Consider the following 16,200-nt stretch of genomic DNA (forward strand, 5'->3'; position numbering starts at 1 on the left):
CATGGCCACGGCGATGCCCGTGCTCAGCGCAGCGTCAGGCTGGCGTAGGCGCCGTCGACGAAGCGCACCCGCAGCCGCGGACCATGCTTGCGCAGCGCCGCATCGGCCCAGCGCTGGACCTGCTCCATGTGGGCGATATGACGTTGCTGGGTCTGCGCGGCGGCGGTGGTATTGAACCAGAACGTGAACGGCCGCGATTCGGCTTCCGGTGCGCGTGCCCGCTGCCCGGCGGGGCCGACGCGCGCGGCCAGCAAGGCATCGAGCACGGTCAGCTCCGGATTGGTATGCGCGCCGTTGCCGCAGAACAGGTAATGATCGGCCGACACCGCGCGGCAGAAGGCCGGCGACATATTGTGCTCGGAGCCGTGGTGCTGGACCTTCAGCACATCGACGTGCAGCGCGCCGTCGCGCAGCAGCTCGGCCTGCTTGAGCCCGGCGAGGATCATGTCCGGATGCGCGTCGCCGGTCAGCAGTACGCGATGGCCTTCCTCTTCGACCAGCAGGATCAGCGACGCGATGTTCGGCGTGGTGACACCGCGGTAAGACGGCGTGCCCTCCCATTCGCGCAGGTCGAACGGATCGTCGGCCCGGCCGCCCGCCATCGCCAGCAGGCCGTTGGCATAGCGGTCGCGGATGGCCTGCGCGCGCAGCCGATTGGCGGGATCGCGCAGCCAGTTGTTCCAGCCTTCGCGCAGCCGCTTCAGTTCCGCCGCGGTAGGGCCCAGTACACGAATGCGCAGCGAGCCCAGCGACTGCGCCGGGGCGTCCGGCCGGGCGACGATCAGCTTGCCGGCGGAAGCGCCGGCCGGCGCCACGCCGGCCTCCGCGGCGTCGCCCAATCGCGTGTTCAACGGAATATCGAGCAGATCGGCCTTGACCAGGCGGGATACCCGCAGCGCCTGCGGCACCGAATTGGCTATGCGCGCGTATTCGCGGCCCAGCAGCTCCAGCGTCTCGACATGGCTCGCCCGCAGCGCCCGCGCATTTGCGGCGAGCAGCGTATGGATCGGTCCGGCGTTGGCGCCGATCTGATCGTGGAAGGCGTTGTGCCACAGCGCGCCAATGCGCGGCACGCGGCGAGCATCCGGTTTGGCGGGCGGATCGCCCCGCTCGGCATGGTAGTCGTAGACCTTCCACTGGAGCGCGGCCTCGAGCATTGCCAGCACGCCGCCCAGATGATCGTCGTCGATATGCGAGACGTAGACCAGATCGAGCATGGCGCCGTCGCGCGCGAGCCGCTCCAGCGACGGCGCGACGAAATCGCGCATCGCCGCGCCGGTGCCGCCGTCGCACAGCATGCGGTGGCCCGACGCTGCCTCGATCAGCAGGCAGTCGCCCTGATAGGACTGGAACAGGCGGATCTTCATGCGCGCCTCCGCGCCGGTGGATCGCGCCGCTCGCGGCGCTCGTCGAATGCGCGCGCCTCCTCTATCGCGGCGACCGGATCGATCAGGCCGTAGCCCGCGTCGTTGCGCCAGGCGTAGTCGTGCGAGGGCAGCGGCCGCGCGGTGCGCCGCAGGATGCCCTGGCACTGAGCCGCCGTCAGCGTCGGCCTGGCGGCCAGCATCAGGCCGATCACGCCGCACACGTAGGGACTGGCCATGCTGGTGCCGGTCATCGCGACCCAGCCGCCATCGTCGACGAAGCCGTTGGCGGCGACGATGCCGGTGCCGGGCGCGCAGACGTCGGGCTTGTTGCGGCCGTCGCGCGTCGGCCCCTGGCTGCTGGAGATATGCACGCGCGCCTGCTCGGTGTCGGCGTTCGCCACACCGATCACCCAATGCGCGCAGGCCAGCGAATTGATCGAATGCGAATCGACGTTGGTCGCCTCCGCGAAGAACGATGGGAAGCGGTAGGCCGCCAGTTCGCGCCGGCGCTGCAGTTCCGTCGGATCGTCGCGCTCGATCCACGCATGGAAGCTGCCGTCGCGGATCTCGTCGCCGTGCAGCCGTACCTTCCAGACGCCGGCGGTGATCGGTGTATAGGCGCGCGCATCGAGGAAGGGCGACAGGTAGACGCCGATGTAGTTGTCGCCGTTGGACGGATGGTAGAGCTCGTTGTAGACCGACAGCACGGTGCCGTCGGGCAGCCGCCGGTTCTCGATGTATTGCTTCGGCGCAACCTCGTACCAGTCGGCCGAGCCGGGCGGCTGCACCGAAACCGTCAAGCGGTCCTGCGCCCCGTACCAGATCTCCAGTTCGTTTTCCGACAGATCGGCGATGCCGTCGCCGACCACGATCCATTCGAGCTCGACCGTCAGGCCCTTGGCCGCAATCTTGCCGCTGGTGTGGATGCGGCCCATGATCCAGCCGAAGCGGTCCTCGTCGGTGGGCCGCTCCTGTCCGGCGTTGCCGGCCGCGATCGAGATCGCGCGGCCCGGCGTGGCCAGGAAGGCGTCGAGCCAGCGGCAGGTGCCGTTGGCGCCGTCGTGCGAGCCGCCGTTGGTGCCCAGGCTGATATTGATCGACAGCGCCAGGCCCTCGCGTTCGGCCACCGCCAGCAGATATTCGACCGCATGGACGATGCGCGAGGCATCGCTGAAGGTCCAGCGGCGCGCGGCATAGTCGTCGCCGGGCGGCTCGACGCTGATCAGCACGCCGGCGATCAGCGCGCCGGGACACAGGCCCTGGTTGCCCGCCGCGATGCTGGCCACATGAGTCGCATGCGAGCCCGGCTCCTGCTGCGATTGGCGTTCCAGCTCGGTGGCGGGCGGGCCGCCGTTGCGCGCGGCCTGCAGCGCCGCGTTCAGGCGCTCGCGCGTCAGTTCGGCACCATAGCCGAAGGCTCGCGGCGGCGGCCGGAAATCGCCGCCCTGGTCCCAGATCGAGACGAAGCGGGTATTGCCGTCGGCATCGAGGAAATCCGGATGGGAGAAATCGAAGCCGCCCACGTCGATGATGCCGATCAGCACGCCGGCGCCGTTCTGCGTCTGGCCGTCGACCGCGACGCGCCGCGGCGTCGGTTCGAGCGCCGCCGCCGCTGCCGCCGGTACGCGATCGGGGCGGGGCAGCCGCAGCGACAGCGTCTCGCTGCGATGCACGTAGCGCACGCCGTCGAGCGCCGCCAGCGCGCGCAACGTGGAGATCGGCACGGTGGCCGCGATGAAATTGCGCCGGTGCAGCAGCGGCGTGGCGGGCTGCTGGCCGGGACGGCGCCGGTGGCCCGCCTCGGCCAGCATGCGATCGATGGCACGCAGCACGTGCTCGGTATCGTCGGGCGCGCCGGGCTCGCGCGGCTCGGTTTCGACGACCACGTTGATGAAGACGTCGTCGGCCACCGGCATGGCCTGCTGCTTCGGCCGGGTCACGCGGCCCCGGTGCACCGTCAGACAGCTGTAGTCGCTGAGGCCGGCGGCAAAGCGGTCGCGTTCCTGCTGCTCGATCGTCAGCCGGCGCTCGGCCGGTTCGGGCAGCGCGGGCTTGCGCGTGACCACGCATTGCGAGTATTGCGCGCGCAGCTGGTTGACCGGCTCGCTGCCGTTGCTGACCTGGCGCAGCTTGGGATGCAGATGCTGCAGGGGCGGGGTATCGTCGCGTGGCATCGGGGTTTTCTCCTCGTCGCGCTCGCTGCATAGCCTAACGGCTTCGTGCCGGGGCGGCCACTGCAAAATTTTCAAGCGTGAGTTCAGCGGGATTGCAGCGCGATTGCAGCGGGATTGCAGCGCGAGCGCGTCGTGATTGCGATGCCATGGCCGCGCGGCCGCGATCTGCCCGGAGCCGCGTTCTATCATGCGGGCTGACGCGATCGTTTTATCCGGCCCGCATGACACGGTCGTTGCCGCGGTCGAATACGAATACACGGGATCTGCCCATGCTGCTATTGAAGATGAGTTTGACGTCGGGATTGATCAGTTCGAGGACACGATGGACGAGCTGATCGCCGAGTGGCCTGCCTGGCTGCGCTTCGAGCAACCCACGCCCGGCCTGCTGATCGGCGGCCTGCTGCTGTTCGTCGTGCTGGCGGTACTGGGGCTTTGCCTCGTTCGCATCGCGCTGGTGCTGATCCATCCGGCGGTGCGGCTGCTCGATTCGCTGCGCCGCGTCGCACACGATGCGCTGCACGCGCGGGCGGGCGACCGCTGGCCGCGCGTGCTGAAGCTGCTGGAGCGCGAGGTCGCCGAAATCCTGCTGGTGGCGATCGCGGCGGCGGTGCTGCTGGCCAGCGGGGGCCTGCTGATCTGGCTCGCGGTGGCGGTCGCCGCGGAAACGCCGCTGGTACGCGTCGACCAGGCGGTGTTCGCATGGCTGCAGCAGGGCCGGCAGGACTGGCTCGATGTCGCGATGACCGCAATCACGGAATTCGGCGGCGCGCGCATTTCGGTGGCGATCGGGATCGCGGTGTTCGGCTGGCTGGCGTGGCGCCGGGCGTGGGCGGCGGCCGTCTATTGGACCATCGCGCTGATTGGCGCGCGAGCCTGCGTGCTGGTGCTCAAGTACGGCCTCGCGCGCGCGCGGCCGGCCAGCATCTACGGCGGCGTGGAGTCGTTCTCGTTTCCGAGCGGGCACGCGACCAGCAGCATGGTGACCTACGGCTTCCTGGCCTTTCTGCTGTGCGTGCGGCAGCCGTGGCGCGTGCGCATCCCCGTGCTGGCGGTGATCGCGACCGTGGTGGTCGCCATCGGCCTGTCGCGGCTCTATCTGGGCATGCACTGGCTGTCCGACGTGGTGGCCGGCTACGCGCTGGGCATGGCCTGGATCGTGATGCTGGCGACCGCCTATCTGACACTGCATGTGCCGGCCAGGCTCTCGGCGGCGCCGCTGGCCGGCGTGGCCGCGGCCGCGGCGCTCGCGATGGGTGCGTGGGTCGCCGTCTATCATCTGCCCCACAACGTGGAGCGCTACCGCGATGCCGCTAAGGCCGTGCCCGTTGCGCCGGAGCCGGGGCAGGAGCAGGGACGGAGCCCGGCGCGGCTGGATCCGCCGACGCAGCGGCCGGCGGTGCCACGGACGGCGGCGATGCCTGCGCCGGCTTGGCGGCACCGCCGCCGCCGCGGCCGGCCGGCAGCCGCGATACCAGCAACTGGTCGATCTTGTGGTGGTCGATGTCGAGCACCTCGAAGCGATAGCCCGCGGTCTCGATGAATTCCGACTTCTTCGGGATGCGTTTCAGGGTATAGATCACCAGCCCGGCCGCGGTGTCGACATAGTCCTCGGCCGGCAGCGCGTCCAGGTCCAGTGCCTTCTTCAGATCGACCAGCGGCGTCACCCCGTCGACCAGCCACGAGTCCTCGTCGCGCCGCACGATCTGCTCGTCCTCCGACGAATACAGGATGTCGCCCATCAGCGCGCCGACGATATCGTCGAGCGTGACGATGCCGACGACCAGCCCGTATTCGTTCATCACCACCGCAAAGCTCTGGTGCATCTCGCGAAAGCGCGTCATCGCCTCGGACAGCGTCAGCGTGTCGGGAATCACCAGCACGTTCTTGTCGTAGTGCCGGGCCAGATTGGCGATCGCGGAATCGGCTTCGTCGGCCAGCATCGAGCGCAGGATGTCCTGCGATTCGACGAAGCCCTGCACGTCGTCCAGATCGTGGTCGCAGACCGGATATTGCGCGTGCGGGTACTTGACCAGCTTGCGCCGCAGGCTGTCGGCGCTCTCGTCCAGCGCGAGGTAGACCACCTCGTCGCGCGGCGTCATGATCGCCGTGACGCTCTTCGAATCGAGTTCGAACACGTTCTCGATCAGGTGGATCTCGTGCTTGAGCAGCACGCCGGCCTCGGCGCCGGCATCGACCATCGCGGCGATGTCTTCCGACGTGATCTGCTCGACCGCCTTGGTGGGCAGGCCCAGCAGCCGCAGCGCGGCATCGGCGGCGGCATTGAACAGCCAGACCAGCGGCTTGAGCACCTTCAGCAGCCACAGCATCGGCCCGATCACCGCCAGCGCGCAGGCCTCGGGGAAGCTCATCGCGATCCGCTTCGGGATCAGGTCGGCGAACTGGATGAACAGCAGCGTGACCAGCAGGAAGGAGCCGATATTGGCGATGCGCTGCGCGATCGTGTCGCTGAAGTGGGGCGACAGCAGCGCGAAGGCAACGTCGGACAGATGCTTCTCGCCCAGTACGCCCGCCAGGATCGCGACGGTATTGACGCCGATCTGCACGATGGTGAAGAAGTTGCCCGGCTCCTCCTTGAGCAGCATCACCTTGGTCGCGCGCCGGTCGCCGCGCTCCGACAGCGTCTGCAGCTTGGTGCGGCGAGCGGCGGTCAGGGCGATCTCGGAGATCGAGAAGAAGGCGCTGATCAGGATCAGCAGCAGCAGGATCAGGACGAACATGGCGATGGCGGCAGGGGCCGGTGGCTGGAGGCCGGAAGGGCGTTTCGATGATGGTGCAGGCCGATGCGGGCTGTCAATGCGAACCGAACGCCGCCTGGACTACCCGTTATATAGCCATTATGAATTGTTATTTTTGATTTGATAGCGATTGACTTAGTCTGTGCCGGTACGGAGGCGGTGCCGAAACGCTGCTGAAACGCTGCCGAGGCGCCGTCAGGCGCATGCACTATCATGCCGTCCATCAACTTCGATTGGAGAACTCGATGACCTGGTTTCCCGCTGGCTGGATCCGCCCGCTGATCGCGGCGCCGCTGCTGGCCCTGACGATGGCCGGCGCCCATGCCGCCGATCTGCTCGACAACGTCAAGCAGGCAGGCGTACTGAAGATCGGCCTGGAGGGCACCTATCCGCCGTTCGGCTATCGCGGCGCCAACAACCAGCTCGAAGGCTTCGACGTCGATGTCGCGCGCGCCGTTGCGGCCAAGCTGGGCGTCAAGCCCGAGTTCGTCACCACCGAATGGAGCGGCATCATCGCCGGGCTGCAGGCGGGCAAGTTCGACGTGATCGTCAATCAGGTCAACGTGACGCCGCAGCGCAAGCAGGTGCTGGACTTCTCGAAGCCCTACGTCTTCTCGGCCGCGCAGCTGATCCAGCGCAAGGACGACAAGCGCGAGTTCAAGTCGCTGGAAGACCTGAAGGGCAAGCGGCTGGGCGTCAGCCTGGGCAGCAACTACAACGAGCTGGCCAAGTCGGTGGCGGGCATCGACGTCAAGACCTATCCGGGCGCGCCCGAGTATCTGCGCGACCTGGCCGCGCAACGTGTCGATGCCGCGCTGAACGACCGGCTGATGGTCAACTACCTGATCAAGACGTCGAATCTGCCGCTGCGCGCCGGCGCGGTGGTGAAGGGCGGCGATACCGAGGTCGCGATCCCGTTCCGCAAGGACAATCCGAAGTTCGCACAGGCACTCGACCGCGCGCTGGACGATCTGCGCAAGGACGGCACGCTGACCAAGCTGTCGAACAAGTGGTTCGGCGCGGACGTGACCAAGCCGGTCAAGTAAGCCTGGTCCGGCCGGGCGACAGCGCCCAATGACAGACGGCAGTGCAATCGCACTGCCGTTTTGTTTTTTGGGGCACCCCTTTATGATTCCGACTTTGCGCGGTCATCAGCGCCTCCACCCCGCCTACATTCCCCGCCTGCCATGCCATCCCTTCAACTGGTAATCGATTCGCTGCCCGTGCTGCTGCAAGGCATGGTGCTGACCATCAAGTTCGCGCTGTGGTCGATGGCTTTCGGGCTGGTGATCGGCCTGGTGGTCGCGCTGATGGGGATCGGCCATAACCGCGTGCTCAGGGCGATCGCGCGCGTCTATGTCAGCGTGATGCGCGGCACGCCGCTGCTGGTGCAGATCTTCGTGGTGTATTACGGCCTGCCGGGCATTGGCATCACGATGGAGCCCACGCCCGCCGGCGTGCTGACGCTGAGCCTGAATGTCGGCGCCTATCTGTCGGAGAGCATGCGCGGGGCGATCCTCGGCATCTCGCGCGGGCAATGGCTGGCGGCCTACAGCCTCGGGCTGACGCCGGCGCAGACGCTGCGCTACGTGGTGGGTCCGCAGGCGCTGCGCATCGCGGTGCCGAGCCTGTCGAACAGCCTGATCAGCCTGATCAAGGACACCTCGCTGGTGTCGGTGATCACGGTCACCGAACTGCTGCGCACCACGCAGGAACTGATCGCGGCGACCTATCAGCCGCTGCCGCTCTATCTGGCGGCGGCGGCGATCTACTGGGTATTGAGCACGCTGCTGTCGTTCGTGCAACGGCTGCTGGAGCGCCGGCTGTCGTTGCCGGGGCGGCATTGAGCCGCCGATAGCGAAGCGGGCGCCGGCACTCCTGCCGGCGCCCGCTCGCCTCAACCTTCCGCGATCCGCCTGGCGATGTGGTCCAGCGCTTCCTCGACCTGATCGACCAGGATCAGGCACAGGTCGCCCGGCTGCAGGCGGCCCAGCGCGGTATCGATGGCGAGGAACTCGCCGCGGATCTCGTCGACCGCGCTGGCCCGCGTGGCACCCCGCAGGCCCTCGCGCAGCAGCGCCAGCACCTCGCCATCTTCCCGTCCGCGCTGGCACTGGTCCTGGTACAGCACCACGTCGTCGAACACGCCGCCCAGGATCTGCGTCTGGCGGCGGATGTCCTCGTCGCGGCGGTCGCCGGCGCCGCTGATCACCACCATGCGGCGGCGCGAGGGCATCGTCTCGATCGCATTGCACAGCGCCTGGATGGCGTCCGGATTGTGGCCGTAGTCGGCGATCAGCGTCGCACCGCGATAGTCGAACAGATTGAAGCGTCCCGGCGCGCTGGCCGCGTCGCTGACGAAGGTCGCCAGGCCGCGGCGGATCACCGACCAGTCGATGCCCAGCGCCCATGCCGCCGCGGTCGCCGACATCGCGTTCTCGACCTGGAAGCCGATGCTGCCGCCGCGCGTCAGCGGAATGTCCTTCAGCGCGATCCGTACCTGGGTATCGCCCTCTGCCGCGACCAGGTCGCCGCCGTCGGTGAATACCACGCGCTTGCCCTGCGCGCGATGCGTGGCCAGCACCGGGTGCTCGGCATCGCGGGCGAAGAACGTCACCGCGCCCGGGCAGGCGTCCGCCATGCGCGCAACCATCGGATCGGCCGCGTTCAGCACGGCCATGCCTTGCGGCGAGACGTTCTGCACGATCACGCTCTTGAGCACCGCCAGATCTTCGACCGTGCTGATATAGGACAGGCCGAGGTGGTCGCCTTCGCCGACATTGGTCACCACCGCGACGTCGCAGCGGTCGAACGCCAGCCCTTCGCGCAGCAGACCGCCGCGCGCGGTCTCGAACACGGCCGCGTCGACGTCGGGGTGCATCAGCACATTGCGCGCGCTGCGCGGGCCGCTGCAGTCGCCGGTGTCGATACGCTGGCCGTTGATATAGACGCCGTCGGTGCCGGTCATGCCCATGCGCAGGCCGCTGCCGGCCAGCAGGTGGGTGATCAGCCGGACCGTGGTGGTCTTGCCGTTGGTGCCCGACACCGCGACGACCGGAATGCGGCCGTCGTCGCCGTCGGCGAACATCGTCGAGATGATCGCCTCGCCGACCGCGCGGCCCTTGCCGTACGAGGGCTGCAGATGCATGCGCAGGCCCGGCGCGGCATTGACCTCGACGATGCCGCCGGCCTGTTCCTCGAACGGCTTCAGCACGGTTTCGCAGACCGCGTCGACGCCGCAGATATCGAGGCCGACCATCTGCGCCGCGGCCACCGCGCGCGCCGCCATCTCGGGATGTACGTCGTCGGTGACGTCGGTGGCGGTGCCGCCGGTCGACAGATTCGCGTTGTTGCGCAGGATCACGCGCGTGCCCTTGGGCGGCACCGATTCCGCGGTCAGGCCCTGCTTGGCGAGCGTGGCCAGCGCGATATCGTCGAAGCGGATCTTGGTCAGCGAGGTCGCATGGCCTTCGCCGCGGCGCGGATCGCGATTGACCTCGTCGACCAGCTGGCGCACGGTATGCACGCCATCGCCGATCACTTGCGGCGGATCGCGCCGGGCCGCGGCGACCAGCTGGTTGCCGACCACCAGCAGGCGGAAGTCGTGCCCGGGGATATAGCGTTCGACGATCACGTCGCTGCTGATCTCGGCCGCGACCTCATAGGCCGCCATCACTTCCTCGCGCGTGCGGATGCGCACCGCCACGCCCTTGCCCTGGTTGCCGTCGCGCGGCTTGACCACCACCGGCGCGTCGATTTCCTGCGCCACTTCCCATGCCTCTTCGGCGCTGCTGACCGAGCGGCCCAGCGGCACCGGCACGCCGGCCGCATGCAGCAGGCTCTTGGTCAGCTCCTTGTCCTGGGCGATCGATTCGGCAACCGCACTGGTCATATCGGTTTCCGCGGCCTGGATGCGCCGCTGGCGGCTGCCCCAGCCGAATTGCACCATGCTGCCCTGCGTCAGGCGGCGATAGGGAATGCCCCGCGCGACCGCCGCATGGACGATCGAGCCGGTGCTCGGCCCGAGCCGTACATCCTCGTCCAGTTCGCGCAGGCGGGACAGCGCATGGTCCAGGTCGAACGGCGTGTCGTCGCGCGCGGCGATGCACAGCTGCTGGGCCAGGTCGAGCGCAAGGCGTCCGACTTCTTCCTCGCTGTACTGGACCACGACCTGGTAGGTGCCGGGCTCGACGGTGGGCGAGGTACGGCTGAAGGTCACCGGGCAACCGGCGGCCGCCTGCAGCCGCAGCGTCGCGCATTCGAGCGCATGGGCCAGCGACGCATCGCCGTGCGCATCGTCGGGCCGCAGCGGGCCGATGTCGGGGAAGCGCGCGCGCAGGCGCTCCTCGAAACCGGGCAGGTCCTCGATCGTGCCCGCTTCGTCGGGGCACGCGACGATCGCTTCGATCGCGGTGTGGCGGCACCACAGGTTCGGACCGCGCAGCGCGCGGATGCGTGAGACTTCCATCAATCAGTTTCCTATCGGTCGGCCGCCAGCCGGTCGGGGCGCGACCCCGCGGCAGGCGACCGTTCTATCCTTCAGCGCTTCAGCGAGTCAGAACCTCGGCGCCTTGCCCCTGATCATCGATGCCGGCCGGTCAACCGCGCCGGGCCGGCTGGCCCAGCCAGTGGTGAACCTGGTCCAGCGTGGTGCCGATATCGGCCTCGTCGGCCTGCAGCACCAGCAGATCGCCCGCGACCAGCTGCGACAGCGCGGCCTCGACGGCCTCGCGCCGGCTGCCCTGGTCGATGATCTTGCTGACGCGGCGGCCCTCGTACAGGCCCTTCTTCAGCAGCGCGCGCGCCTCGCTGTCGGGCAGCTTGCGCGCGACACTGCGGTCTTCGCACAGGAACACGCGATCGAAGGCGGCGCCGAGCGCCTTGCCCTGTTCGATCAGGTCCGCGTCGCGGCGATCGGCGCCGGCGCCGAACACGGCGAGCCGGCGTTCGGACGGGAAGCGCTCCAGCGCCTTGGCCAGGGCCTCCAGCGCGGGGGCGTTGTGCGCGTCGTCGACGATCACGGTGGCGCCGTTGCGCTCGAACAGCGTAAAGCGGCCCGGCACGTCGAGCTGGCCGACATCGAAGGTCATCACGCCGGCGCGGATCAGCTCGTGCGAGATGCCCAGCGCCCAGGCCGCGGCCACCGCCGCCAGCACGTTCTCGATCTGGAAGCCGACGCGGCCGGCATAGGTGAGCGGAATCGCCGCGACATCGGCTAGCGGCAATTCGCTGTTGCCGGTGGCCAGTACGATGCGGCCCTCGCGCACGTACACCGAGCGCTTGCCGGCGGCACGGTGCTGCGCGATCGCCGGCAGCTCGGCGCTGCCGCCGAAGAAGATCACGTCGCCGTCGCACAGCTCGGCCATCTCGACCACCAGCGGATCGCGCGCGTTGAGCACCGCGGCGCCGTGCTTGAGCACGACGTCGACCTGCGTGCGCAACACGCTGTACATCTTGTCGGCGTCTTCGATGTAGTAGTGGCCGAGGTGGTCCGGGGTATCGATATTGGTGACCACGCCGACCAGGCAGCGGTCGTAGGCCAGGCCCTCGGACAGCATCGTGCCGCTGTCGTTCTCGAACACGGCGGCCTCGACGGCGCGGTTCTTCAGCACGCGGGTCGCGGCTTCCCAGTTGGCGCGATCGCCGCCTTCCACCAGCCGGCGGTCCAGATAGAGGCCGTCGCTGCAGGCCAGGCCAATATGGCGGCCCGACAACTGCAGCAGCCGCGCGACCAGCTTGGCCACCACCGTCTTGCCATTGGTGCCGGTGATGCCGACCACCGGAATGCGGCCGTCGTCGGCCGGGGCATCGCCGTCCGCGGCGGGCGGGAACAGGTGATCGACGATCGCACGGCCGACCGGACGTGGCGTGCCGGCAGCGGGCTTGAGGTGCATCAGCAGGCCAGGGCCGGCGTTGACCTCGACGATCGCGCCGCCTTGCTCTTCCAGCGGGCGCGAGATGTCTTCGGCGACCAGGTCGATGCCGGCGATATCGAGGCCCACCACGCGCGCCGCCAGCGCGGCATGCGCGGCGACGCTCGGATGGACGCGATCGGTGACGTCGAACGCCACGTTGCCGTTGCGCTGGATCAGCACATGGCGGCCCTCGGGCGGCACCGATTCGCCGGTAAAGCCCTGACGCTTCAGTTCGAGGCGGGCGGCCGAATCCAGCCGCACGCGGTTCAGCGGATGATCCTCGGTATTGCCGCGGCGCGGGTCGCAGTTGATCTGCAGCTCGATCAGCTCGTCGATGGTCGACTTGCCGTCGCCCACCACGCTGGCCGACTCGCCCATTGCCGCCGCGACCAGCCGGCCGCCGACCACCAGCAGGCGGTGCTCGTTGCCGGGCACGAAGCGCTCGACGATCACGCCGCTGCCTTCGTCGATGGCGACCGCATAGGCGGTCTGCACTTCTTCGCGGCTGATCAGATTGGTGAACACGCCGCGGCCGTGATTGCCGTCATAGGGCTTGACCACCACCGGCACGCCGATCTCCTCGGCGGCCTCCCAGGCATCCTCGGGGCTGTCCACCAGCCGGCCCTCGGGCACCGGCACGCCGCACGACTGAAGCAGCGACTTGGTCAGGTCCTTGTCGCGCGAAATGCTTTCCGCGATCGCGGAGGTGCGGTCGGTCTCGGCGGTCCAGATGCGGCGCTGGCGCGCGCCGTGGCCCAGCTGGACCAGATTGCTGTCGGACAGGCGCAGCGCCGGGATACGGCGGTCGTCGGCGGCATAGACGATGCAGGCGGTGCTCGGGCCGAGCCAGTGGCGATCGATCAGCCGGCGCAGTTCGTCGACGGCGCCATCGACATCGAAGGGGCGGTCCTCGATCGCGGCCATCACCAGATCGCGCGCGAGGAACAGCGCGGCGCGGGCCACGCGCTCGTCCCAGGCGGTGACGATGACCTTGTAGACGCCGACCACCGGCGTCTCGCGCGCCTTGCCGAAGCCGCCGGGCAGGCCGGCCAGGCTCTGCAGCTCCAGCGTCACATGCTCCATGATGTGCGCCGGCCAGGTGCCTTCCTTCAGCCGCTGCAGGAAGCCGCCGCGCTCGCCGATGCTGCAGCGGTGCTCGATCAGCGAAGGCAGCCAGGCCGTGAGGCGTTCGTAGAAGCCGGGAATCTTGTTGGAGGGGTATTCCTCCAGTTCTCCGATATCGACCCACGCCTCCAGCACCGGCCCATATGTCCACATATTGGGGCCGCGCAGCGACATGACATCGAATATCTCAATGTCCTTTTTCTTCATTGAATGAGCTTGAGGCATGGGCGATGCGCCCGTGGGGCGGAAGTCTAACCTTTCAATAACGTTACAGCGTAGACCTGGTTGACTTCCCGACGAAAAAGCGTTTGTGCGCCGCGACAGACGCCGCTGCGCCGATGTGGCTTATGTATACTTGCGCCGCGCTTGCGCCGATCCATCCTCCGACATATCGGCATTCCGGCAGCGCCCGCCATTTTTATTTGTATCAAGACATGTCGTTTCGACCGTCGGCCGACCGCTTGCGCCATGCTCGCGCAGCCCGACGAAACGACGCCCGCTGTGCCGACCATGACCCTAGCCGCTACCTCCGCATCATCGACCCCCACGCTGCCTGACCCCTGGCGCGTCTCGCTGGAGGCCGAACTCGGCTCCCGCCGGGACCTGCACGGCGAAACGGTGCTGGCCTGGCTGGAGGTCGATCTCGACCGGCGGCTGCATTTTACAGAAGGCGTGGTGGTTGTCACCGATCGCCGCGTGCTGGCCCGGGACAATGGGCAGGGCGGGCAGGACGGCTGGCGGCAATGGCCGATCGGCGCCGAACTGACGATGCACCATGGCGACCACGCCGGCGTCGGCACGCTGGAGCTGCAGGACCGAAGCGGCCGGCTCGCGGCCTGGCACTACACGCTGGGCAACAATCCCGCCGCGCTGCGGCTGCTCGAAACGTTCAACGCGCAACGCGATCGTCTCGCCGCCGGCACGGCCGCGCGCGAGCCGATCGAGGTCGAGGGCGTCTGCCCGACCTGCCGCGCGCCGCTGCCGCCGGGCGAGGACGAATGCCCGCAATGCAGCCGCGAACTCGAAACGCCGCCGTCGACGTGGGCGCTGCTGCGGCTGTGGCGCTTCGCCAGGCCGTACCGGATGCAGCTGCTGGCGGGCTTCGTGCTGACGCTGCTGTCCACCGGCGCGACGCTGGTGCCGCCGTACCTGACCATGCCGCTGATGGACAAGGTGCTGATCCCCTACCAGAACGGCGTGCCGATCGACTACGGTCTGGTGCGGCTCTATCTGGGCGGCCTGCTGGGCGCGGCGCTGATCGCGTGGAGCCTGGGCTGGGCACGCACCTATCTGCTGGCGCGCGTGTCCGAGCGCATCGGCGCGGACCTGCGCACCACCACCTACGAGCACCTGCTGAAGCTGTCGCTCGAGTATTTCGGCGGCAAGCGCACCGGTGACCTGATGGCGCGCATCGGCAACGAGAGCGACCGTATCTGCGTCTTCCTGTCGCTGCATCTGCTCGACTTCTTCACCGACGTGCTGATGATCATGATGACGGCGGTCATCCTGATCTCGATCAACCCCTGGCTCGCGCTGGTCACGCTGGTGCCGCTGCCGTTCATTGCCTGGATGATCCACCAGGTCCGCGACCGGCTGCGCCATGGCTTCGAGAAGATCGACCGCAACTGGTCCGAGATCACCAACGTGCTGGCCGATACCATTCCAGGCATCCGCGTGGTCAAGGCCTTCGCGCAGGAACGCCGCGAGGTCGAGCGCTTTCGCGAGGCCAACCGGCACAACCTGGCGATCAACGACCGCGTCAACGCCGTGTGGTCGCTGTTTACGCCGACCGTGACGCTGCTGACCGAAGTGGGCCTGCTGGTGGTCTGGATCTTCGGCATCTGGCAGGTCTCGCGCGATGCGATCACGGTCGGCGTGCTGGTCGCGTTCCTGACCTATATCAGCCGCTTCTACACGCGGCTCGATTCGATGAGCCGGATCGTCTCGGTCACGCAGAAGGCCGCGGCGGGCGCCAAGCGGATCTTCGACATCCTCGACCACGTGTCGAGCGTGCCGGAACCGGCGCGGCCCACGCAGCTGGCGCAGGTCAGCGGCGCCATCGAGCTGCGCGATATCGGTTTCCGTTACGGCAGCCGCGCGGTGATCCGCGGGCTCGATCTGCAGATCCGTCCGGGCGAGATGATCGGCCTGGTCGGGCACAGCGGCTCGGGCAAGAGCACGCTGGTCAACCTGATCTGCCGCTTCTACGACGTGTCGGAAGGGGCGATCCGCGTCGACGGCGTCGATATCCGTTCGCTGGCGGTGGCCGACTACCGCCGCCATATCGGCCTGGTGCTGCAGGAGCCGTTCCTGTTCTTCGGCACCATCGCCGAGAACATCGCCTATGGGCGGCCCAATGCGACCCGCGCCGAGATCATCGCCGCCGCGCGCGCGGCCCATGCGCATGAGTTCATCCTGCGGCTGCCGCACGGCTACGACTCCCTGGTCGGCGAACGCGGCCAGGCGCTGTCGGGCGGGGAGCGCCAGCGCATCTCGATCGCGCGGGCGCTGCTGATCGATCCGCGCATCCTGATCCTGGACGAGGCGACCTCGTCGGTCGATACCGCGACCGAGAAGGAAATTCAGAAGGCGCTCGACAACCTGGTGCAGGGCCGTACCACGATTGCGATCGCGCACCGGCTGTCGACGTTGCGCAAGGCCGACCGGCTGGTGGTGATGGACCGCGGACGCATTGTCGAGGTGGGCCCGCACGACGAGCTGATGGCGCGCGAGGGCGCCTACTACAGGCTGTACCAGGCGCAGGCCCGCAATGTCGATACCGATCCGGACGATCCGGTCGAGGTCAATACCGTCGCGCCCCATGTCACGGCCAGTGCCGCCGTCGTGCAATAAGGAAGTCCGA

At 68.3% G+C, this 16,200-nt stretch carries 8 protein-coding genes and 1 pseudogene; 4 read left to right on the top strand and 5 right to left on the bottom strand.

The window, feature by feature from the left end:
* Positions 1-23: 23 nt before the first annotated feature.
* Together FOB47_RS13620 and FOB47_RS13625 are read right to left on the bottom strand one after the other, a co-directional pair.
* Positions 24-1,367 carry an MBL fold metallo-hydrolase gene (locus FOB47_RS13620; RefSeq protein ID WP_174781312.1) on the bottom strand — a complete coding sequence of 448 codons (1,344 nt, stop codon included), beginning with the start codon at positions 1,365-1,367 and terminating at the stop codon, positions 24-26.
* Complete coding sequence (locus FOB47_RS13625; RefSeq protein ID WP_174781313.1) at positions 1,364-3,541, bottom strand: S8 family serine peptidase; 2,178 nt, start codon at positions 3,539-3,541, stop codon at positions 1,364-1,366. Before FOB47_RS13625 ends, FOB47_RS13620 begins: the two co-directional genes overlap by 4 nt.
* 739 nt (positions 3,542-4,280) lie before the next feature.
* On the opposite strand from FOB47_RS13625, the pseudogene FOB47_RS26165 reads away from it, so the two are divergent.
* Positions 4,281-4,655: pseudogene (locus FOB47_RS26165) on the top strand (phosphatase PAP2 family protein); the annotation flags it as partial.
* Between the two features lie 196 nt (positions 4,656-4,851).
* On the opposite strand, the gene paeA reads toward FOB47_RS26165, so the two are convergent.
* Positions 4,852-6,279: a polyamine export protein PaeA gene (gene paeA / locus FOB47_RS13635; protein WP_174781314.1), complete on the bottom strand. Its 1,428-nt coding sequence runs from the start codon at positions 6,277-6,279 to the stop codon at positions 4,852-4,854.
* A gap of 326 nt (positions 6,280-6,605) precedes the next feature.
* Between paeA and FOB47_RS13640 the strand changes: the two genes are divergently transcribed.
* Together FOB47_RS13640 and FOB47_RS13645 are read left to right on the top strand one after the other, a co-directional pair.
* Positions 6,606-7,343 carry a transporter substrate-binding domain-containing protein gene (locus FOB47_RS13640; RefSeq protein WP_226994887.1) on the top strand — a complete coding sequence of 246 codons (738 nt, stop codon included), beginning with the start codon at positions 6,606-6,608 and terminating at the stop codon, positions 7,341-7,343.
* Between the two features lie 141 nt (positions 7,344-7,484).
* Positions 7,485-8,144, top strand: coding sequence for an amino acid ABC transporter permease (locus FOB47_RS13645; RefSeq protein WP_006576846.1), 660 nt, complete (start codon positions 7,485-7,487; stop codon positions 8,142-8,144).
* Between the two features lie 50 nt (positions 8,145-8,194).
* Here the strand turns inward: FOB47_RS13645 and cphA (FOB47_RS13650) are convergent, their stop codons facing one another.
* Together cphA (FOB47_RS13650) and cphA (FOB47_RS13655) are read right to left on the bottom strand one after the other, a co-directional pair.
* Complete coding sequence (gene cphA, locus FOB47_RS13650) at positions 8,195-10,765, bottom strand: cyanophycin synthetase (RefSeq protein ID WP_174781315.1); 2,571 nt, start codon at positions 10,763-10,765, stop codon at positions 8,195-8,197.
* A gap of 130 nt (positions 10,766-10,895) precedes the next feature.
* Entirely contained in the window at positions 10,896-13,544 is a 2,649-nt protein-coding gene (cphA, locus tag FOB47_RS13655) for a cyanophycin synthetase (RefSeq protein WP_174781316.1), read from the bottom strand.
* Positions 13,545-13,847: 303 nt separating this feature from the next.
* On the opposite strand from cphA (FOB47_RS13655), the gene FOB47_RS13660 reads away from it, so the two are divergent.
* Positions 13,848-16,190 (top strand): cyanophycin metabolism-associated ABC transporter, encoded by a 2,343-nt coding sequence (locus FOB47_RS13660; protein ID WP_244959421.1) that lies wholly within the window; start codon positions 13,848-13,850, stop codon positions 16,188-16,190.
* Positions 16,191-16,200 lie beyond the last annotated feature (10 nt).

It is taken from the genome of Cupriavidus gilardii, from assembly GCF_013347325.1.
Lineage (GTDB): Bacteria > Pseudomonadota > Gammaproteobacteria > Burkholderiales > Burkholderiaceae > Cupriavidus > Cupriavidus gilardii.

Bases quoted from the DNA above. Each gene is read 5' to 3' on its own strand.
- cphA (WP_174781316.1), bottom strand. From the start codon at position 13,544: ATGAAGAAAAAGGACATTGAGATATTCGATGTCATGTCGCTGCGCGGC.
- FOB47_RS13645 (WP_006576846.1), top strand. From the start codon at position 7,485: ATGCCATCCCTTCAACTGGTAATCGATTCGCTGCCCGTGCTGCTGCAA.
- FOB47_RS13660 (WP_244959421.1), top strand. From the start codon at position 13,848: ATGACCCTAGCCGCTACCTCCGCATCATCGACCCCCACGCTGCCTGAC.
- FOB47_RS13620 (WP_174781312.1), bottom strand. From the start codon at position 1,367: ATGAAGATCCGCCTGTTCCAGTCCTATCAGGGCGACTGCCTGCTGATC.
- FOB47_RS13625 (WP_174781313.1), bottom strand. From the start codon at position 3,541: ATGCCACGCGACGATACCCCGCCCCTGCAGCATCTGCATCCCAAGCTG.
- cphA (WP_174781315.1), bottom strand. From the start codon at position 10,765: ATGGAAGTCTCACGCATCCGCGCGCTGCGCGGTCCGAACCTGTGGTGC.
- paeA (WP_174781314.1), bottom strand. From the start codon at position 6,279: ATGTTCGTCCTGATCCTGCTGCTGCTGATCCTGATCAGCGCCTTCTTC.
- FOB47_RS13640 (WP_226994887.1), top strand. From the start codon at position 6,606: ATGGCCGGCGCCCATGCCGCCGATCTGCTCGACAACGTCAAGCAGGCA.